At 62.8% G+C, this 21038-nt stretch carries 15 protein-coding genes; 8 read left to right on the top strand and 7 right to left on the bottom strand.

What is annotated here, in order from left to right; all coding sequences use genetic code 11:
* The first annotated feature begins 227 nt into the window (after nucleotides 1-227).
* Both E6C64_RS09100 and E6C64_RS09095 read left to right on the top strand, forming a co-directional pair.
* Nucleotides 228-575 carry a hypothetical protein gene (locus tag E6C64_RS09100; protein ID WP_136427141.1) on the top strand — a complete coding sequence of 116 codons (348 nt, stop codon included), beginning with the start codon at nucleotides 228-230 and terminating at the stop codon, nucleotides 573-575.
* Nucleotides 572-2287: a hypothetical protein gene (locus E6C64_RS09095; RefSeq protein WP_136427140.1), complete on the top strand. Its 1716-nt coding sequence runs from the start codon at nucleotides 572-574 to the stop codon at nucleotides 2285-2287. Before E6C64_RS09100 ends, E6C64_RS09095 begins: the two co-directional genes overlap by 4 nt.
* 67 nt (nucleotides 2288-2354) lie before the next feature.
* Here the strand turns inward: E6C64_RS09095 and E6C64_RS09090 are convergent, their stop codons facing one another.
* The gene (locus E6C64_RS09090) at nucleotides 2355-3848 is read right to left on the bottom strand and encodes a GmrSD restriction endonuclease domain-containing protein (protein WP_136427139.1); all 1494 of its coding nucleotides are present in this window, start codon (nucleotides 3846-3848) and stop codon (nucleotides 2355-2357) included.
* A gap of 354 nt (nucleotides 3849-4202) precedes the next feature.
* Between E6C64_RS09090 and E6C64_RS09085 the strand changes: the two genes are divergently transcribed.
* From E6C64_RS09085 to E6C64_RS09080, 3 genes are all read left to right on the top strand, one after another.
* A complete protein-coding gene (locus E6C64_RS09085; protein WP_136427138.1) occupies nucleotides 4203-4481 on the top strand; it encodes a hypothetical protein in 279 nt (92 codons plus the stop codon).
* A 9-nt stretch (nucleotides 4482-4490) separates the two neighbouring features.
* Nucleotides 4491-4652: a hypothetical protein gene (locus E6C64_RS19080; RefSeq protein WP_158437805.1), complete on the top strand. Its 162-nt coding sequence runs from the start codon at nucleotides 4491-4493 to the stop codon at nucleotides 4650-4652.
* Nucleotides 4653-4748: 96 nt separating this feature from the next.
* Nucleotides 4749-6467, top strand: a complete 1719-nt coding sequence (locus E6C64_RS09080; RefSeq protein WP_136427137.1) for a hypothetical protein — start codon at nucleotides 4749-4751, stop codon at nucleotides 6465-6467.
* A 127-nt stretch (nucleotides 6468-6594) separates the two neighbouring features.
* Here the strand turns inward: E6C64_RS09080 and E6C64_RS09075 are convergent, their stop codons facing one another.
* The gene (locus E6C64_RS09075; RefSeq protein ID WP_136427136.1) at nucleotides 6595-9222 is read right to left on the bottom strand and encodes a choice-of-anchor L domain-containing protein; all 2628 of its coding nucleotides are present in this window, start codon (nucleotides 9220-9222) and stop codon (nucleotides 6595-6597) included.
* 419 nt (nucleotides 9223-9641) lie between these two features.
* Here E6C64_RS09075 and E6C64_RS09070 point away from each other — a divergent pair, with 419 nt between their 5' ends.
* A complete protein-coding gene (locus E6C64_RS09070; RefSeq protein ID WP_136427135.1) occupies nucleotides 9642-11558 on the top strand; it encodes a hypothetical protein in 1917 nt (638 codons plus the stop codon).
* Nucleotides 11559-11649: 91 nt separating this feature from the next.
* Entirely contained in the window at nucleotides 11650-12429 is a 780-nt protein-coding gene (locus E6C64_RS09065; RefSeq protein ID WP_136427134.1) for a DUF4190 domain-containing protein, read from the top strand.
* A gap of 576 nt (nucleotides 12430-13005) precedes the next feature.
* Here E6C64_RS09065 and E6C64_RS09060 read toward each other — a convergent pair.
* From E6C64_RS09060 to E6C64_RS09045, 4 genes are all read right to left on the bottom strand, one after another.
* Nucleotides 13006-13383 (bottom strand): hypothetical protein, encoded by a 378-nt coding sequence (locus tag E6C64_RS09060; RefSeq protein WP_136427133.1) that lies wholly within the window; start codon nucleotides 13381-13383, stop codon nucleotides 13006-13008.
* 1447 nt (nucleotides 13384-14830) lie between these two features.
* A complete protein-coding gene (locus tag E6C64_RS09055) occupies nucleotides 14831-16021 on the bottom strand; it encodes a lipopolysaccharide biosynthesis protein (RefSeq protein WP_136427132.1) in 1191 nt (396 codons plus the stop codon).
* A 42-nt stretch (nucleotides 16022-16063) separates the two neighbouring features.
* The gene (locus E6C64_RS19575; protein WP_136427131.1) at nucleotides 16064-16897 is read right to left on the bottom strand and encodes a glycosyltransferase family 2 protein; all 834 of its coding nucleotides are present in this window, start codon (nucleotides 16895-16897) and stop codon (nucleotides 16064-16066) included.
* Nucleotides 16890-17870 carry a glycosyltransferase gene (locus E6C64_RS09045; protein ID WP_136427130.1) on the bottom strand — a complete coding sequence of 327 codons (981 nt, stop codon included), beginning with the start codon at nucleotides 17868-17870 and terminating at the stop codon, nucleotides 16890-16892. The genes E6C64_RS19575 and E6C64_RS09045 overlap by 8 nt, the downstream gene beginning before the upstream one ends.
* A gap of 364 nt (nucleotides 17871-18234) precedes the next feature.
* On the opposite strand from E6C64_RS09045, the gene E6C64_RS09040 reads away from it, so the two are divergent.
* Nucleotides 18235-19605, top strand: coding sequence for an O-antigen ligase family protein (locus tag E6C64_RS09040; protein ID WP_158437804.1), 1371 nt, complete (start codon nucleotides 18235-18237; stop codon nucleotides 19603-19605).
* 9 nt (nucleotides 19606-19614) lie between these two features.
* On the opposite strand, the gene E6C64_RS09035 is transcribed toward E6C64_RS09040, so the two are convergent.
* The gene (locus E6C64_RS09035) at nucleotides 19615-20595 is read right to left on the bottom strand and encodes a glycosyltransferase (RefSeq protein ID WP_136427128.1); all 981 of its coding nucleotides are present in this window, start codon (nucleotides 20593-20595) and stop codon (nucleotides 19615-19617) included.
* Nucleotides 20596-21038: the final 443 nt, after the last annotated feature.

The raw sequence follows: 21038 nt of genomic DNA, 5'->3' as shown, positions 1-21038 counted from the left end.
CGCGTTGTCGCCGACCCTGATGCCGCGCGTGATCCGCGCCACGGTGTAGCTGTAGTCGGCGGAGGCCTTTCTCAGCCAGCAGCTCCATCGCGCCGTACCAGCCGAGGACGGCCAGCCGGTTGCTATTGGGGGCAGCGCGAGCCTCCTGCGTACCCGCCGCAGGAGAGCAGACCACCTCCGGCGCGGTCAGGGTGCTAGCGTCTGGCCACTGACCCGACGGGAGACTCATGGACGCTGACCTGCCCGCAGAGCCCTCGCCGCCGGGTGCGGCGACCGCTCGACGCGGACTCCGGCGGGGCGCTGCCGTTGGACTGCTGGTCGGACTGGTCGCGGGAATTGCAATCGGCGGGGTCCTCGGCTCCCTGGCGACCGAGTCGAGTTTGCGCCCGTACATCGCCGTCGCGCAGAGTCAGCTGGCTCGCTGCCAGGAGACGGTGCAGCACGAGACGAATCTCGTCTCCGACCTGCTAGAAGTCGTCGGCTCGCTTAACGCCGGCATGGATGCCACCGCTGCTGTGGCCAAGGCGACGGCGGACAGCCGGCTCATCGAGGCCGACGGCTGCGCGTCGCGATGACGCTCGCCACCCGCCGACCCTCCGGGCCGCCTTCGACCTCCCGCTTCGACGCCGGCATCGGCTGGCTCGTGATCCGATTTCGACGGCATGCTCTTCGACGCGTTCCCCCGCCGCTTGCCGTGCTGATCGTGCTCTGCTGGGCGTTCTCAGGCGCGCTCGCCTGGCTGCTGCTCCTTCCCGGATTCGCGGACGCGGTGATGAAGAGCCCCATCGGATTCCCTACGCCAGCCTGGTTCATGTCCGGCCTCCTCATCTGTGCAGCTGCGCTCGCCGCATCCTGGACCGCTGTATTGCTGGACGCTCCGCGCAGATCACGGCCGGTAGGAACCGCGATAGTGCGCATCGGCTTCCCGGCCACGCTGCCAATGCTCGCCCTCGCCGCCGACCGGGAGTGGGTGGCCCTGTCCATTGCCGCTGTCTCAGCCGCGGGTGCTATCGCCTTGGGGCTCGCACCACGAGAACCCGCGACGCGTGAGCACGGAACACGAGCTGGACGCGACAGAGCAGTAGGCACGCGAGTCGGAGCTGCGCGCGTCGCGCTCGGTGCCTTCTTATCGGCGGTGCCGTGGGTCATCGCGGCATGGTTCGAGCTGCGGGCCCCGTTCATCGGCTTCGCCGGCTGGATCTGGATCGAGCTGATGCCCCTCGCCACAGGAGCCGCCGCTTTCATCGGGTTCTACGCCCTGGTGAGCGTGACCCGCAGCCGGCAGACACGGCTGCCTTGGATAGCGCGCACCGACCACTCGCCCTGGGTCGTTGCGATCGTGTTCCTCATCGCGGCAGGAATCATCGCCGCACGCATCACCTTCGCCAACGGCTTCTTCAACGAGACCGAGGCCATGACGTGGGTCATCCGCCGCAACTGGTCGTGGCTGCACGCCGCACTCGTCGCCGCGGCGATCGCCGTGCTCGCCTTACGACCGGCCCCTGGACCGCTCGCGGCCGAGGACACCAGAGTCTCGATGACGGGAATCCGCTTGGCCGGCTCCTGGAGTCTGCTGGTCTGGAGCGCCGTCGGCGTGACCGGAGTCATCTCGCTCCTGATTACGGCGCAGCCGTTCGTCTGGGACGGCTTCGTCGACGTCGACGCGTGGGTGTCGCTCATCGTCGTGCTGGCCCTTGCTGCGATCGTCATGCTTCCGCGATTCCGGCGCACCGTGGATCGTCCGATCGCGCTGATCTCAGCCTTCTACCTGGTGCCGATCCTTACCGTCATCGCGGTCGGCGTCGGCGACGATCCTGCCCTCGTCCCGTTCTGGGCTACCGCACAGCAGGTGGTCGTTCTGCTCGTCGGAATCGGCGGTGCGCTCGCGCTGGTGAACCTGATGACTCGTCGGCGCGTTGTCCCCTCATCGGTCATTCTCCGCATGATCGTGGTGCCGATCATTGCCGTGCATGCCGGTGAAGCGCTCCCCTTCTTCCTGAGCAAGCCACTCGGTCTTGCCACGGTTGCGATCGGCCTGGTCGTCACTGTGTTCGTGGCTGCGCCGAAGGTGTCGTCAGACCCGCACACCCACGGACGCGCACTGCTCACTCTTGCGAGTGCGCAGCTCGCCGCCGCTTTGCTGGCCACCCTCGGAACTGCGAGCCTGCTCGGCGGCGACGTTGCAACAGTTCTGGCCACCCAGTGGCTGACCGTCCCAATCGTTGTCGCCACTCTTCTCGTGCGACGGAGACGCATGACCTCGGAGAGCTCGATCATCTTGGTTTGAGATCCGATACCGGGGGACCTCGCCGCTGGTGAGCCGCTCCGCCAGAAACCGCGTCGGGAGAAGGAGCTCACTCGCAGGCGATGCCATCTCCATCACGGTCGAGCTTCCGGGAGTAGCCCGGTTCGTTGGAGTGGATGGGGGCAGCGCCGGCGGCGCGTACGGCGTCGCAGTTGGCATAGGCCACGGCCACGGCCACGGCCACAGGTGCTGGTGCTGGCGCAGGCTGCTCCGGGGCGTCCTCGATGACTGGCTGGGCTGGAGCAGGTGCGGGCGCGATGGGCTGCTCTTCCACGACGACAGGAGCGGGAGCTGGCATGGGCGTGAACTGCGAGGTCAGAGCCATCTCGCCGGGGCAGCTGCCGAGGATCTTCGCAATGGCATCGTGCTCCGCTTGGGTCATCCAAAGTCCGTAGGTGGCCTTGACGGCCACCTGCCGCGCCACGTAGGCGCACCGGAAGCTCGTGTTCTTCGGCAGCCACGTGGCAGCGTCGCCGGCGCCCTTCGATGAATTGGACGGACCATCGACGGCCAGCAGGTTGAGGGGGTCATTCGCGAAGGTGACGCGCTGCTCGTAGGTAAGCTGCTGCGCGCCCTTCTGCCAGGCGTCCATCAGCGGCACGACGTGGTCGATCTGCACGAGGGTGCTGGTGGTGTTGCCGCGCAGGAAGCTGATCGTCTTCGCGGTGTACGGGTCGAGCAGAGTTCCGCTCATCACCTTGCAGGGACCCTCGAGCACCTCATCGGCGAGATCGCGGGCGAGGATGTCGTTGCGGGTGTCGCACCCATTGCGATCCACATCGAGCCATGCCGTACCGAACTGAGCGGTCCGGGCGTAGCCGGTCTTCGGCGCACGCCCCTTGATGGCGATGGTCCCGAGCAGATCGATCGCCGGAACGGAGCTCGAGAAGCTCGCGGTGGCGACGGACGCGTTGCCTAGTGGTGCCTCGGCGACCGCTGGGTCGAGTTCGACAGTCGATACAGGGGCCGTGGGGGTCGGGGCCGGCGTGGGCTTCGCGCTCGCTGTGGGAGTCGGCGCCATCGTCGGCTCTGCATTGCCCGTCGTAGCCGGCGCGGCTTCGACAGAAGAGCGCCCCGCGGCGGGGTTCGTGGCCGCATTCACACCGCCGCCGATCATCGCGACGATGAGGCCGCCGGCCAGCACCCCCGCTCCGACCTTGCGTGACGCGAGGCGCAGCAACGACCGTCGGCCGGTGACGAGGACGAACGCTCCGACACCCAGCGCGACGAGGCCCGCGAGGACGAGGAGCGCGCCAAATCCGCCGGAGAAGCTGATGATCAGCACCAGGAACGCCAGCGCCCCGCCGATGATCAGCTGCCGGCGGCTGAATCGCGAGGTGCGCCGCGCGGCTGGCGCGGTCGCTTGCATCGCAGGTGCGGGCGCAGCGACCGAAGCTGGCTCGACCTCGACGTCCCTGAATGTCGACGCCGCGACAGGTGCTGGCAGCTTTTCCGCGAAGTGCGCGGTCCAGGCCGATCCGTCCCAATAGCGCAACTGCGCTTCGTTGTCTGGGTTGTCATACCAGGCGGCGGGTGCAGACACGGGTCTCCTTCGGTCCGAGCGGACGGCGGAGACACAACGCCACCGATCAGTGGCTCAGGGAGGTCTATCCGCCGGACCCAATATCGGCGGGCCGAGGGGAGATGCGATGATGCCGCGCCGACGTCAAGGTGGGCATGCTCAAGAAACGGAGCGTGTGGGCGCCGACTGAGGGGCTGGTGCCAGCGAGTCCACCTCGGCATCGCCGACGCTCATGACGTTGCGACGAGGCGACACAACACCTCGGTTCAGCACAAGTTAGGCGGCAGGCAGAGCCACACGTCATATGTACAGCCGGGTGTCATCGGCGAGGCGCCGACCGCCGGCGGGGATGTGCTCACCTGGGAGAGCGCATGCATGCTCACCCTCGACGAGGTGAACGCCGCCTGGCAGGCGAAGGGCCTCACCTTCGCTGGCCCGGCGAGCGACGGAGACACCAGCTGCGAGTACTCCGAGCCCGACATCGACCTGCCGGGCAGGGTCGACATCGACTTCTGGGCGTACGACCCGACGAGCGACTACGGATTCGGTACGGATCACACCACCTCGTGGATCGCACCCAATGCTGAAGAGGGCGTCGCCAACGCCCGCGCGGCAGCCGTCGCGAACACGACCAGCGATCAGGATGCGATCTGAGACGGCACCGTGGTCATCGGAGCAGGCAGAACGGAAGCGATGGTGTTCGCGCCGGGCGACTACTTCTACATCGTGCAGCTGTACAACATCGGAGGTGACGACACCCTCACCGACGCCTTGAGCCAGATGGCGTCCCTGCTGACCACCCGGCAGCCGGTGGCGGCGGGTTGATAGGGAACACCTGCGGGTGATCCCCCTTCCGACGCACCCCGTCCGCCAGAATGATCGCCACAGGGCGGCCATCCGGTCGGCGAAGAGGAGAGCATCGTGCGTCATCGCCTCCCAGCACTGATCGCCGGCGCGACCACCGTCGCCCTGCTCGCAGTCCTGCTCAGCGGCTGCGCATCCGAGCAGCCGACCGCCCCAGGGTCCGTCCGGGTGACTCAGGGCAACGACGCGTCGCTGTCCGTCGACGACGGCGCCCTCCTCGTCGACATCCCCGGCGACGCGATCACCGGAACAGGCACCCTGCACGCCGAGCCTCTCGCCGATTCGGATGGCAACGCCTGGAGCATCGAGCTCATCGGAGGCGCCGAACTCACGGGCACTGCGACCGTCCGCTTCAGGCACGACTTCGAAGAGGGGGAGCCGCCGCCGCTGATCGCGTCGACCGAAGACGGCACGGCCTTCGAGGGATCCGACGTCACGGTCGAGGACGGCTATGCGGTGGTGCAGACCACCCACTTCTCCACCTGGTTCACCAGCTGGTGGGGTGACCTGCTGGACAAGGCCCGCGCGCAGATGGATCGCATCTACAGCGACGCAGGCAAGCAGCCGACCTGCGACGGCGAGGACGAGGTCCGTGCCGACGGATACGAGGTGACGTCCGACGACGGCAACCGCGTGTACTGGTGTTTCGGACTCGACGACGACGGCAGCCCTCAGCTGCGCCTGACGAACGGCCGCGGCTACGGGGTGGGGGCGGAGAACACCCCCGGCATGTCCGGCTCCACGGGCGCCTCGGATCTCATCGGGATCATCTCCGCGATCCTCAAGCCCGCTCCATCGCAGCGGGGCAACACCGTCAACGTGCTGGGCGCCGGCGACACCATCGACTACGCGATCACGGGCACGGGCGACATGGGCGTCCGCGTCCAGCCGAGTCCTTCCGCCTACCTCCTCACCGCGGCCCAGTACGCCGTCGACACCCTCGGCCTGGTGCTCAAGGCGGGCGGCAAGGGCTCGATGACCAAGCAGGCCGTCGCGCAGCTGGTCAACTGGGAGAGCTGCCTGTCCGGCTACTCGAGCATGCTGACCACCAACCTGCAGACGGCCACCCAGGCGGCCAACTTCCTCAACGACGCGATCGGAACGACCCTCGGCTGTCTGGACGACGCCATCGAGAAGGCGGGACTCGGCTTCTGGGGCGTCGCCTTCGCCGAGGGCATGTCGTGGTTCATTTCCGGCGTGCGTTCGGCGGCCAACGGTTTCGCCGGCGCCGTCGACACCGCGCTGAACCCGAGCGGCTACTCCATATATGTCACGGCGCCGGGGGAGGACGCCGACTACCCCACGGACATGGCTCAGCTCTACGAGCTCCCGCACACTTCGGCCCAGCAATCGGGCAACCTGATCACCGCCACGTTCCGGCTGCCGGGAGTGAACGGCGATGGCTCCACCTCAAAGCAGACCCTCACTGCGGAAGACTCGACCGAGCAGTGGGTGGGCTGCAACGGCACGGTCGCGAGCACGGACTACGACCTGCGCGGTCGTTGGGTGCAGATGCCGTGGTCCTTCGCCGTCATAGACAGCGCGCCCGCCGGGCTGAGCGTGCACCTGCGGATGTTCCTCGACGGCCGGGTAGTCGTCGACAAGCAGATAGCCGAAGGCGACCCGTTCTACGACATCAGCACCTCGATCGACGTGACGGGTGCGCAGACCCTCACCGTCGAAGCCAGTACCGACGGCTCATGCGGAGCGTCGTCGGTCGGCTACGGCGCCTTCTTCAACACCTACGTCGACGATGAGGCCGTCCCCTTCGAATAGGAGACCCTCGGCGACTGAGCCGAGCACGAAGCTGCCGAGACGAAGCCCACTCGTCAGCCTTCGTTGGCTGAGGAGGCGCGCCAGCGCCGTCACGAAGCCTCCGAGACGGCCATCAGCCGCGCCCGCCTCAGTTGCTCCAGATCCCGCCATCCACCAGCGCCACCGCGCTATCAAGTACGGAATCGGACGCATCGGCCACAGCGATCCGCACCGTCACCGGAACACCCGCCTTGACTGGCACGTCGCAGGTGAGCGGCTTCGTGAGCCCATCCATCGAGGTGCTGTACCCCGCTACTCCTGCTGCGTTGTCGATGTAATAGGCGCTGTTGGTCTGCGCGTTCACGGTGTTCACCGCCACAGGGGTGGTCGTCCCCGGCACGTAGGCGCAGTTCACCCCGTTCACGAACACCGCCATCGCGTCGTTGTAGGCGCTGCCGACGTACTCCGGGTACTCCTCGCTGGCGAACACGTACCGCACGTGCAGGGTCGTCCCCTTGGGCACCACAGTGACCTGATACGCCACCGCGTCGAAGGTGGGGCGTCCGGCAAGCGCAGTGAGCTGCGCGTCGCCAGCGAGACCGAGGTTCGTGCTCGCCAGCTGGCCGGGTGACCCTACAGCCCTCGCGATGCTACCGGTGCTCAAGACCCAGGTCTTCGCGCCGGGCACGAACCCTTCGACGTACCCCACCTGGTCTGATGTCCCGGTCGTCGAATCGTTGACCTTCGTCACCCCGTCGCCGAAGAGGCTGTTAGGCGGTGTCGGGGCGGGTGGAGGCGTGACCGGCTTGTCACATCCGTTCGGGAAGGTGATGGGGAAGCCCGGGTACGGGAACTCACCGTTCAGGTCCTCGCTCGAGATGTCGATGCTCGCGGTCGGCCACTTCGGGAACCATGCAGTGGCCGTCAGTCCGAGCGCCAGCGCGAAGTTGGCGTTGACCACCCCACAGAGCTGACCAGGGTTGCTGGGGCTCTCCGAGAGCTTGAAGCTGGCGCTGAACGGATCGAGCGTGCCCTTGATGCCCGCGATGATTCCGGCCACCTTGGAGCCGATGCCGGGACCGAGAACCACGCTCGAGCCGAGCTTCATGCCGATCTCGGGAAACGCGAAGCCCACACCGCCTGGTTGGGTCGGCGTGGCGGAGAACGACTTCGAGGTGGAGAACTTGGGGCCATTGGAAAGGCTGAGCGTTCCCTTCATCGAGATGCCGGCAGTGGCCGTCATGCCGACGTTCTTGATCTCCACCGTTCCGGTTACTGATATCTCCGCGTAGGGAGACACCAACACCCCGATCGGCACCGGGTACACCGATATCTGCTTGTAGAGGGGCGCGATCTCGAGCCCGCATTTACCTTCGAGTTTGATGTCGAGTGCCCCGGTGGATTTGAGTGCCAGGCCGGTGTCAACCGTGGCTCCCACGTTCACCTCCACGCCGAGGAACGAGTGCTTGTCCACGGTCGTGTTGAAGTGGCCTCCCGCGGCCACCTTGAAGTCCGCGGTCGGATCCACTCCGCCGTCGTTGCATTTGACGGTGGCCGGCGCGGCTGCCGCGAGTGAGTGAGGTGCCGGCGCCGCCGTAGCCTCATCCGTATCCTGCTGGCGGGCGGCCGCTACCTTGTCCGTCGGCGTCGGGGCGAGGAGGGTGTTCGGCGCGGCCGGCGATCCGACCGTCGGGGTGGGCGTCGCGGCGGCGATCGCGTCCGCTTCCTGGGGCGTGAGTATCGACGGGTCGGTGCTGAACGGGCCCGAAGCCAGCTGATAGAAGTTGAAGGCATCCGCCAGCCCACCGGTTGTGAGCTGCAGGGTGCGGCCGTCTGTCGAGATGGAAGCGACGACGCCCAGGTACCCGCCGGCAAGGATCGTCGAAATCGGCAGGATGACCGCGGCTCCCAGCACCGGGGTCGGCACACCGTCGGCGAGAACGACGGTCACTCCGCTGTCAGTCGGGGTCGCCGAGTTGATCTGCTTCGCGGTCGCGATGAGCGTCGTCGGCTCGGCGACGTAGGAGGCGTCCGTCGAGCCCGCGGGCGGGGCGGTACCGGCGGTAAGCGTCAACGGCGTCGACCACCGGTTGCTCGACCATTGGCTGCCCGAACCGTATCCACCTGACCAGTGGCCGCCGGACCACGAGTTGCCGTGCCACTCGCTGCTGGACCACTTCTTCTCCGACTTGGTGAACAGCGCGTAGGAGTAGTGCTTCCCGGCTGTGAGGCCGGCGTCAATGGCGGTGGAGCCCTTGATCGGCACGGCCACGCCTTGGGTCGGCGAGCTCGGGGGCACATCCCCGATCGCGCGACGAAGGAGGTAGGTGCTCTCCTTCGACGTCGTCCAGGCCAGCGTGACTGATGTGGTGGTCAGACCGGTCGTGTGCAGGTCGCTCGCTCCGCCGCTCGCGACATAGCTGACCGTGAGCTTGGTCGTGCGGTTTGGCAGCACCACCACCTTCTGCTGCGGGTTCTTGACCTCGTAGAGCACGCCGGCGACGATCATGGCTGGCGCGGACACGGCGTAGGCGCCCACGGCTGCGGCGACCTTCACGGTCTGCGTCTTGCCTGCCGCCGGCTTAGCCGCTACGGCGAGGTTGACCTTCTTGTCGACGCGGCGAATCGCGACATTAGCGGCGACGCCGTCGGGCGCCGTGATCGTGACCTGCACGGTCCCCGGCTGGATCACCCATGGATGGGCCGAGGCGGGACTCGACACCCCGACCACCATGAGGAGCGCACTGAAGATCGCAATTCCGATTCGTGCGCGCACGACTGAGCCCCCGACTGCCTAAACGGCTAGCAAATGAAAGAAGTCACTGGACCGCGCTTCGGGTACACGGCGTCAAGTAGCGAGCCGACGTGGTGTGCAGACCTAGGGGCAAGCACACACGTCCCTCGAACGTCGCTGGATCCAACCTAGGGATTGTCTCGGAATTTGAGATGCTCCAGTTCCTTAGCGAAGGCGCCTTGGGTCACCAACCTAGCCACCGAGCTGGACGGAGAGCGACGTCTTTCAAGGCAATCCCGTCTGACCCTTCTCCTCGCTGCGGCCTTCCGATCAGGTCCAGTCGCGGAGGTCGTTCCCCGGGCACCCCGAGCCTCGATAGAGTGCGGCAACGCTCCCAGGACGGGACGCGGGGAACGCCAGCGTCGGACACCCCGAAGGACCCATCCAACGAGGGCAGAACGATGACGTCAACTGAGCGCTCCAGCGCCCAATTCCTGCTCGACCGCGCTCGCCGACGCCCCATCGTGCTGATCGCCGCAACGGTGGTCGTCCTTCTGGTGATCACCGCGATCGTCTACATCGCAGTCCGACCGCACGAGCGCAGTGAGACGTGGACAGTCGGGGCGGCGGGCGGCGTGTTCGGAGACGACGTCCAAGTCACCGTGCCCGCCGCGGCGCTCACCGTTGACACCACGCTCGAGATCGTGAGCAATTCCGATCAAGGGCCGGATGACGCCACCGCCTCCGATTACGCGGTCCCTCTGTCGTCGCCCTACGAGATCACCTTCGAAGGCCAGAGCGAGGTGGATGGCGCAACCGTCAGCGTTCCGCTCGACGCGGATGAGCTTCCGACCATCGACGGCGTCCAGACGACCACGGCTGATGCCTTCCTGGCGGTCTACAACGGGCAGCTCGAGACGTGGATCCCGATCCCGACCACCTATGACGCGGCGACCCGGCGGTTGGTGGCTGAGGCCCCGCACTTCTCCCCGTTTCAGAAGTACGTGGTGAATCCGGTCAAGGCTGCAGCCGGCGCGGTGGCTGACATCGCGAGCACGGGAGGTCGCGCACTATGGAGCTCGGTCGCGAAGACGTTCGGCTTCAAGGCGGAGGAGGCGGACTGCTCCAAGCAGGACGACTCATGGACGGTGTCAGTCAGCAACTCGCACTTCGACGCGTGCATGGTCCCGGCGGGGGATGACTATCAGCTGAGGATGGACAACGACATCTTCCTTCGCTACATCGTCGATCCGCCGGACGGCTACGGCATCGGGCCCAACGACTACGACCTAGGGCTCGACACCGCCTCGCTGCTGTCCCGGCTGATCTCCGCGACACAAGACAAATCCGTGCTGCCTTCACGAGGCCGTGCCCAGCTCTCCATCTCGGCGGACGAGGCCAGCAGGATCGAGAATGGCGACGACGAGACGGTATACCTCACCCCGGACGTCCTCGGGCTCATCCTCGATGCAGGTCTCGTCGCCTTATCGGTCTGGCCGGTCGCCAAGCAGAGCGTGCAGGTGATCACGAACTCGACCGTGCGTGCCGCGCTCACCGAGATCGCTCCCGGCGAGCTCACGCCGGCGCTTTCAGTGCAGAAGGTCCAGGAGATCATTCAGACGGGTGGAGGAACCGCGGCAGGGGCGAAGGCTGTGGCCGCCATCCTGTCGTGCGGGCTCTCGGCGGTCAGCGCCCTTGGTGCGAACGATGGCGAGGACCTTCTCGACGCAGCGGTCCGTGAAGGCAAGGAATGCGCGCTGAGCACTCTGCAAGAGAACGTCGAGGGCTCTGCAAAGGATCTCGCGTCACTGTTCACGGTTTTTCCCGACACCTTGCGCACCTTCGAGGGGCTCGCGGTCGCGGGCGCGATTTCGCAGGTCTACACGGACCTGCTCGGCGTGACCATCACCGTGACCAAGAACGGGCCTGGTGGTGGTAACTCGGGCGCACCTTTCATGTCCCCGATGCTGACCTCGATTGCAGACGGCTTCTATCAGGGCTACATCCGGTCGGGAACGGACGAGGCGATCGTGTTCAACCTGTGGAACTCTCTCACCGGTGCCGACATGGATGCCTACTGCGCCGAACACGGATTCACGCCGAGTGCCGAGACCATCAACTGGTGCATCACGTACGCCTACGCCGACAGCGGCGTCGTCTATCAGCTGCCCATGCAGAATCCGCCCAGATCGGTTTCGGTTCCAACCGACATTCGCGATCCGATCGGCGATCGCGTCGAACCTCTTGCCAAGGTCAGCGACATCCCGACGGAGTTCTTCGACTCGCCGATTGGGACGGGCACCCTGACCGGCATCGTCGTGGAGGGAGGAGTAGTGACGGACATCACCGCGAACTTCGCTCCGACGGTGCGGCCCTAGTGCGAGCGCATCGTGGGTAAGGGATGAACGAATTGACGGCGACCCGCACCTCCACTGGCGTGTTAGTCCGCGCGACCGTTAGCTTCTGCTCATGACGACGCAGCCCACTGTTCCTGCACCGCCCACGCAGATGCCATCCGTCGTCTTCGATCCATACGCCAGACGTCCGTCGAACGGATTGGCCGTCGCCGCGCTGGTGCTGGGGATCGTCGCGATCGTGTTCGGCATCTGGATCGTCGTGCCCTTGATAGGCATCGCGTTCGCCTTTTCCACGTTTGTTCCAGCGCTTCTGGCGGTGATCTTCGGCTTCTTCGGCGTGCGTCGGGCGAAGGAGGTACGCGTCGGACGCGGGATGGCCCTCACAGGCATCACTCTCGGCGGGGTCACACTCGCGCTCAGCGTGATCACGACGGCAGTCTGGGTGATCTCCTTCGCTGGCTTGGGGATTGCGTCGTCGTCGTACTCCGCGCAACAGGCGCAGCAGGCTCAGGAGCAGTCTCAGCCCGATCCAGAGCCCGTCGCTCCCGCGGAGATTCAGGCCGTCTACCCACAGGGAGTAGTCGACGTCACGGGAGTCTCGCAGTACAGCGACGTGTACTACGCGAACATCCTTGGCGCTTCGGTAGAGGGCAATGACTTGCGGGTCAGCGTCGATGCAATGGGCAACGGCGACCTGCGCGCCGCGGACTCATCGTGCATCCACGATTCATCCGGATTCACCGTCCGGCCCCTTGGCGCTGAGATGACGGTGAACGAGGGCACCCACCGCGCAGGCGACCTAATCTTCTCGCTCGTCGGCATGAGCGGACCGATCACCTTCACCTACTCGTGCCAGACCGATTACTCCACGGTTGAACTGATCACTCCCTAGTCAGGCAAGTCCACCCGCGTGGCCCAGCGGGCGCTATGCGCGAGTCCACGCCCCCTCACACATCGGCGGCGCGGCATACGAATTGCAATCGTTGATTGCCTTCCGTGTGCCCGCAGAGTTGATTGCGGCCATCATCCCGATGATCACCCGCCCAACGTCCCCTGGAAACCGAACAGCGACGCCCGCCCCCCTCTCAGCGATCGACCACCTCTACGCATACCAGCTCTGGCTCCGCACCCTCCGGCCCCTCCGCCACCTGAAGCAGTCCGCCTGCCCCGAGGCCGCCGAACATGTATAGCCAGGCGAGATCCTCCGAAGGCGCGTCCGGACTTGCCCAGAGCACATCGGTGTACTCGCCCGGCTGAGCGCAGCCGCCGAGCCAACTGAATTAGCTGACCGGCGGAGCCGGCGCTGCGCCCGTCGCCAACGAGCACACTCGCCCATCCGCCAGTTTGAGCTCCACCCGGGCCGGCTGCGTCACGGTCCGCTCCATCGTGGAAGTCGGAATCCGCGTTGACGCGCTGCCACTCGCGGGTGCCGTCCCCGCAGAGTGCCTCTGTAGACCTACCGGAAGAGTCAAGGGCGATGAAGCACGCGTCGAATACTGCGCTCGCCGAAGCACCGATATGCGTCGGCTCGCCCGCTGATACCGGAGAAGTCGCCCGCCAGTTCGCTGGCGCCGTCGACGGTCGACCTATCACTCCAAGGCAGGAGGTCGACGACCTTGGTGGACCCGACACCCTTCACCGCAGCCGGGGCGCCGACCTCTACAGTCACTCGGCGGGTATTGGCGTCTGCTTGACGTTCGAACGCGAAGTCGTACTCGTTGGTGATCGCGGGGAGGACGGCTAGCGCGATGGAGATCCGGCCGAGGATCGCGGCCGCTTCCTTCGGAGTCTTGCCCAGGTCAAGGAGACCGAACGCGAGCTGCTTGAGGAACGCCTGCACGGCCACCTCAGACCCGTTGCTCCCTTCGCAACAGGTCTCCTTTGCTCGCAAGTTCTCGGGCGCCTGCCGCGCTTGAGCCCGGTGCCGAGCCGGGTGGAGCGACAAGGGCGACGAAGCGAGGCGCTACTGGTACCCAGGCGAGACGTAGCCGAGTCCTGAACTCGTCCCGCCCGGTGCCACGTAATCTCCGCCAGGAGGCACCCCTCGGTAGATGCGCGCCTCACCTCCGGCGCCATCATCGATCCCGGCGAGTCCTGGATATTTGCCCTCGGGGGGAACTGCATAGGACCTACCCGAGGAGTCCCTTTTGAACTGAAAACCACTATAGAAAGCACCGAACGTGTACGGGGGTGTCGTCGGAAGGTGATAGGCGGTACTCCATCGCGTGCCCTCGCCCAATTCGTAATAGACATCGAAGAATGACAGGGGACCGCGTAGGAAAGAGGGATCGGCGACGATGTTAAACAATTTGGAAGCTTGCCCAACAGTCAGCCCTGGCCGAAGGTTCACGCGGCTCCAGAGCGTGGGCCCCCATTGGCCAGTGATGGCTCCGTCGCCAATCATGCCGCCCTGATATGGATTGCAGACAGTCCAATTGAACACTTTCATGCTTCGCAGTCCGCCCCACGACTGAAAACCATCTGAGTGATAGAATCCGTCTAAGGAATTGAGTCCCTGTATGATTCGATCACATTCGCATCGCGAATTTTGAAGGACCAAGTCTGTAGAAGCTCCTCCTGGCTGCCGGATGCCATCAAGGGCATACGCTCCATGTACCCAGAGTCCTTCGATGAAGAGAGTGCCCGTTTGGCCTTGAAACTCAGGCCCACTCGACCGAGCGTAATAGTCGCTGTCTGACGGGCTATAACCCACGTGAGGTCGATCAAAGTCGATGTCAAATTCAGCGCCAATTATCTTGATATTCCGCCCACCACTAAAGCGAATACGCTCATGTATCACTTCATCGAAGATGAGATGATAGTCAACATTTGGGTCCAATACCACTTCTCGAATGTCAGAGTTGACGACACTAGTCATCGCCAAATTTATGTGTTTGATTGTGTATGCAACATCAGGCGGTGCCCACGGCAAGAGGGCTGATGCTGACACAACCGCAGGGGGAGCGGTCTCGCTGAGTATGGGCGGGGGAACAGAGACTGGTCGGGAAGCAGGGGCTGGCCGAGGGGCAGGGGCCGGCAGGCGACTGCTCGCGGCTGGCGACGGCGCAAGAGGGATCCCGCTTGCCTTTGGCTCTCGTATCGCACACGCGGACAGCAAACCGGCTGAAGCGGCCATGATCCCAGCCAGGAAGACACGTCGAGCGACTTGGGGTGTGTCTTGTGCCTCCACGTCTACAACCGTATTGGTTCAGGCAGGTGCAATCCACCAACTCGGAGAGTACTGCGTCCATATTGCTGAATCCACTGCCGGTTCCCGTTCGGCTGAGGGGGATCTAATGGAGATGGGTTCGAATGCTCTGCCAGAGCGAAACCGACTTCAAGAAATATACAACCCCGACCGCTAGCGCTACTCCAGTGGCGCCAAGCCCTATTGATCCGGCAACGAGCGCTACTAGAAGAACGCAAGCGGATACAACGCCATTGATCGCTACGAGCCTTTCGTGGCCTTGGCCTTGAAGAATTGCACCGAGGGCCGGAGATAATGCGACAAATGGGACGGAGAGGAGTGCTACGGTGAAGGGAAGAGCGGCCCCGGCGAATCGGTCGGTTAGGACTAGCACGATGAGGGGTTCTGCGAATATGCCCACTATTCCTAACGGAAGAAGGCATGCAAGGTACGCCAAGATAATGTTCCGCGCCGTCGTACGCGCGGCCGCTGAAGAACTTTTCGCCGCGTGTGGCATCAAGATAGTCGTGAGCGTCCCCGGGACGAGCATAAGGGGAGCCGTTAGTCGTGTCGCGGCTGCATAAAGTCCAGCTTGAAAAGAAGTTGAGAATAGGCCTAGAAAGACCGTGTCAAGTGTTCGCGCTTGTCCGGCCACATTGCTGAGGAGGAACGGTGCCCCTTTCTGAGCGACGGACACCAAGTGCGAGAAGCGGATATCGTTCGACGCGCGAACGTGCTTGCTCAGCCATATTTGGATCTGTATTTGGCCCACAAGGTTGCCAATCAAAGCGCTCACTGCATAGGAAGTTAGTCCATCCAATCCAGTTACTTGCAAGGCGAGAAACGCAACGAGAGCGGAAGCGCGGCGCAGAACGATTGACGTTGCGGGCATCACACCGATGTCGTCGGCGATCGGAACGGCCAACGCCGTTTCGACATTCTTCTCGACGGCCACCGAGATAGCCAGAAGCGCGAGGGCGAGGGAAGATACGCCAGTCGGCGCTAGCGCCCAGGCGCCGAACGCGAATACGGCTGCGGCAGCGATGCTGGTGTACCGATTTACCACTAGCGCCTGAGCAACTTCGTGATCGTCCCGATTCACGGCCCGAGCGCGGGATACAAAGTTCATCATCCCAAGGTCCGCGAAGGTCCCCAGGAATAGGCAGGCACCGAAGACAATGCCCGCCGCGCCTACCTCCGAAATCGTAGATACCCGAGTAAAAAGCAGGAAGATAATTGCCTGGAGCAAACTTCCCAATACTCGCCCGCCAGCAAAGAGGGCGAACTTCGACTTCATCTGCTACATCGAATATTTGGGAGTTGACCATCGATATGAGCGTCAGATTGCATGCCGCGTGCCGCCCGTCCATCCATGCTTCCGGTAGAAGCGAACAGCAGAAGCGACGTGACGTCGAGCCATCGGGTTTATCAATAGTGCGGCAAAGCCCCCTTTAGATGCTCTACCCCAAGAGTGAAGCGCACGAGCATTTGGCTCGTAACTTACCCTCCATCCGTCGCGCCACATACGAAGACAAAGATCAACGTCCTCAAAGTACATAAAAAAGCGAGTGTCCATCAATCCGACCGAAACTAGGGCGGATCGGCGAATCGCGAACGCACACCCCATGACCCAATCAACGTCCATGCGCGACTGGCTCGATATCGAAGAAGCGACTCGCGCTGCGTTCGTGAAACGGTCTAGTTCCATGCGTCCCAGTCGTGTTGTCCCGAAGCGAGTGCGCCTCGCGAGGAAGGTAAGGGGGCGGTAGAACGAGAAGGCAGTCTCCTGCCGCGACCCGTCTTCGTTAGATACTTGGGGGCCAACCACCCCCAAACCCGGGTCGGAATCGAGCGCGCCAACCAGCCCCTCGATGCCTCCCGGAGCTAACGACACGTCGGCGTTGAGCACGAGAACGTATGGAGAGCTTGTGCTGAGGATGCCTGCATTCACCAATCGTGCATATCCAACGTTATGAGTGAAAGGTATGTAAGTCGCGGTCGGATACTCATCTCGGACAATGGAGCGAGCCTCGCCTGTGGCTGCGCTGTCGCTGACAACCACCGATCGAACGTGGGCTGACCCGAGTTTGCGTAGCGCGTGGAGGTTTTCTCGCAAATCGTCGAGTGACCGATAGTGCGTGATCACAACATCGATTCCCGAAACGTCAGTCATTGGATGTCAAGCTGCGAGTGTCGTGGAGTTGGAGCGAAATCGTCGGTGGTAGAACGGCGGAGACCCTACCTTCTGCCGCGGCGTTCATGTGTATAAGGTTTATGTCGTCCGCCTCGGCCGATATGGCTAGGTTTCTCATGACCAGGTCATCGGCGATCTGCGCCTGATGGTCGTCCACGTGTTCACCCCGCGACTTGCGGCGGGGAACCAGCAGCGGGATCTTGCCGTTCTCAAGCGCCGTTAGGGCGGCGCCGGTTCCGGCATGCGAGATCACGAGGTCCGCTTCAGCCACGAGACGGCTGAGCTCGGCGGACTGGATGTTTGGTCGGCCGTCGATATCCAACCCGGTTAGGTCCGTCACTCCCGTCTGCCACGTCACGTCCACGTCAGCAAGCAACGGTTCGAGGCGCTCGAAAAGTGTCCGAAACCCGTAGGACTCCGTTGTCCCGACGCTGACTACTACTTTCTTGATCTCGGTTTTTGCATCCGCTGCTCGAGCGAATCGGTCAAAAATCGACCCGATATAGCGCCACTTGTCGGTTGCCCAGGCAGGATATTGATTGAATGTCTCGATACCGGGGATAGCGGCGACTATCTTCCCGGTGAGTGAAGGACCTGTAGCGCGGGCAGCGCTCTCAATGTAAATTGTCCGGACGCCCATTACTCGAGCCAGTGGCAGGAAACAGACAGCCAGGCTGGCACCTGTACTAATCGCAACTGCATATCTTGAGGACCGAAGCACGCGGAATGCCAGCGCAAAATTTCGAAAAATGTTGGGCAAGTCCCGTGGCGCGGCGTAGCGTGCGAATACCCGGCGTCTCCCTGAAAGAAGCGTTCTGCTTAGTCCCGTGTCGAACGTTACCCAATCCTGATCGGCAGGGTCGATTTCAAGTCGACGTGCATACTCGAACAACTGCTTTAGATGGCCGCCGCCTGATGACACCAGGAGGTAGCGGGGTGCTTGCGCTAGCAAGAGCAGCGATCCTTTCGCAAGCACGCGACGTGAGGAACTCGAGTGTGGGGTACTCGCCTACGAGCGTGGAACTTACGGCCCGGGGAAGCGCGCCTTCGCAACACGGTACCGCAATCCGGCGCAACTCTGGGTCATCCGTTGTCGAAGTTACCGAACCTCCAATTTGTCGGCAACTTCGATCCCGCTACTTCGCTGGCAATGACCTGCTCATTCAGCGTCGATCTACAACCCTAGCGCTCGTCATCAGCTCTCGGCCGCAGTGTCACGATGGATGAGATGAAGGACTATTGCGACTTCACATAGTTCCTGTGGGCGCCGATTACGAGAGAAGTCTTCGTGTAGTGTCTCGAGGATCATGCTAGGAGTGCCGTCGAGCGGGGCTGACATCGATGCTCAGAACGGGGCGCGATCAGTATCGGACACGGTTGACGGCGGGGCCCACCGACGCGACCTGCCTGCCGTAGCGGTCATCGTCGCCATGTTCGCGCTCGTGTTCGTCCCCAACATCATCCAGAAGTTTCTAGGAGGAGCTTCAGCAAGAATCGTTGGGGCCAGCGTGGTTGATTCGGCCCAAGCATCGTTAACGCGCACCATCATTAGCTTGGTCGCCATCATTCTTTGCGTGTACCTGATCGTGCGACGACAGCGCCGTTCCGCCTCTACTGCCCCAGCAGTCGCGGGGATTGTCGTTTTGCTGATTCCTTGGCTGTTGTTAACAGTCTTTGACTTCTTCGGGCACCGGATAATTCCGTCTCCACAATCGCTACTTTATCCATTGCTGTGCGTGGCGATCTGGCGGGCCCGATTGGGAGAGTCTGGGTTACGGGTCATCGCGCGTTGCGCGATCGCGGTAGCAGCGATCTCAGTCATCCTCGGTTCAATGTTTCCAAATTCGGGCCTGGAGACAATCACGACGGGTCAGTTCATAGCTTCGGAGAAGGCACTGCTGTTCGGATCCCTTTTGTCCGGCGTCTACTTTTCTGGGAATAATCTGGGCCAGTTTTTGGTGCTGCTACTACCGCTAATGCTTTACCTGAAGACGCGGTTCGGCAGGGTCCTCGGAGTCGTTCTCGTCGTCTTCGCAATCGTATGGACCGGATCTAGATCTTCGCTCATCACGATGATCGTGATTGCAGTGCTTGCGCTGCTCCTCGTACTCATCGACTCGGACACATCTCGAAGGAGGCTGGCCTGGGTTGTTGGGACGATCGCGCTGATAGTTTCGTTACTTGTGCCGTTCTTCTTCTCTGGAGATGCGCGAGCGTTTACTGGCAGAGGGCATATCTGGGCCACCACGCTAAGTTACGTCGCCGAGTCCCCAATCCTTGGCATGGGCTCGCGGTGGTTCACTGTTATAACCGGAACAGATAGCGATTTCGGTTCTACGGCAAATCAGTATGTCTTTCATGCTCATAATCAGTGGCTTCAATTGCTGGCCACTGGAGGAGTGGTTCTTTCTATCGCGGTGCTTGCGATGCTCTTTATTGCAATGAAGTTGGCGATCCGGTCTGCCTCACATCGCTCGATGCCTGCCGCGCTTTACATCGTGGCCTTCCTGCTGTCAGGTATTCTTGAACTAAACCTTGGATTCGTTGACCGCGCTATACTTTGGCCATCTGCACTCCTGCCGCTTGCCGTTATTGTCTCAATGCCCAAGGGTATTAGGTTCGCCTCGAAGATGAAGAACTTCGCTCGCAGGCAAGGCGAAATGCATCCGGGTAAATATCCCGCCTGAAAGCCTCGATTAAGCCTTAGCGAGTATCGCATCGTATGTCGCCCTTTGTTCGGAAATGCGCCGACCTCGTAGGTGTTCGATATCTGCTTTAATCGTAGTCGTCCGGGCGAGGGAGTCCATGATGGCGTCCCGAATGCTCTCGGGTTCGGTCGGGTTGCAATAGCTGGCCGTATCCTCGTAGAACTCTCGAAGCACCGGGAAATTTGACGTGACTTGAGGTACGCCCAGGGAAAAAGCTTCGTACCCTGCGCGCTGCATCGTGAAGTTTCTCGTAGTGATGGCTAGAATAGAATCTGCGGTTGACAACAGCTCGATAAGGTCCTCATAGGCCAAGAATCCGGTGACGGTAGTGTTAGCCGGCAAGTTGTCGCGAAGTGCGTTTGGAGCTTTGCCTGTGAATACAAAACGAATGTCGGGCAAAAGCCTGCAGGCGTCCAGTATGGCTGGAATGGGTTCGTCCGGAGCGTAGCTGGCGGGGAAGACCACCGTGCGGATGGCAGATTTTTTGTGCTTGAGTTCGATTCTCGCAATACTGATGTCATCGTGAAGAATCACTGAGTTCACACGGTGAAGCGCAAGGAGTCTTGCGTCCTCCTGGTTTGTGACGATTGCGCCATCACGCCGCAAACTCCAAAAGGCAAGCCCTCGGAGCCAACCCCAGCGGGCGCCCCTCAATGCAGCTGAGTGAAGATCCCCTACCACTCTCGTCGTCCTGGGCGTCCATAGCTTGACGGCGAACACGAGAAACGACGGCGGCATCATCACGATTATCAGTTTTGCCGATGTCTCCTTTAGTGTCGTATTGGTCCATTTTGCGAGTTGCACATATCGGCTAGGGACCTTCAAGTTCATTATCTCGTCCGGAGGGAAGAGAGCGGTACCACGGAGGCCTTTTGCGATTCCTGCGGAGCGCCCGTGATACTTGACCCAGCTAAGCACAATGGTTTGGGCTTCTGGGGATGTCCTGTCGATGCTCGCTTGTGATTCCAAGGGGTGCTTTCCTCCGAGAGGTGAGTGGGCCGTGTGTGGTCAGGGGTGGCGCTTGGATAGATAATTCGAGCCCGGTAGCCGCGCCGCCTTGTCACTGGGGCGAGAACCGGGTCGCGGTGTTCTTTTGTCAATACTGAGACCCGTGCGAAAAGTTAGCATGGAGGCGGGGGATGCATTTGCTGACACTCTTTGTGCGTCCCCATCGGCCCTTGCGGTTCCAATCGGTGCCCATTCGTCGCCGTCGGCGCTGCGAGGCAAGAGAGGACGCCGCTCCCGCGACCTGGTTGGGTCCGCGGTCGACGGGCTCATCCCGTACCTATCCGATTGGGACCTGGTCCGGGTCACTTCGATCGTGCCCGGTGGCATTGCTGCTCGCCCTCGCATGCCTGGCCCTCGAGTTACTCTGCGAAGGGTTCCCAGTTGGAGACACCAGCTCTCCCGAC

Origin of the sequence: Naasia lichenicola, assembly GCF_004801885.1 — a bacterium.
GTDB classification, from domain to species: Bacteria; Actinomycetota; Actinomycetes; order Actinomycetales; family Microbacteriaceae; genus Naasia; species Naasia lichenicola.
Note: the sequence above shows the minus strand (reverse complement) of the source record. Positions and strands in the feature narration are given on the sequence as shown.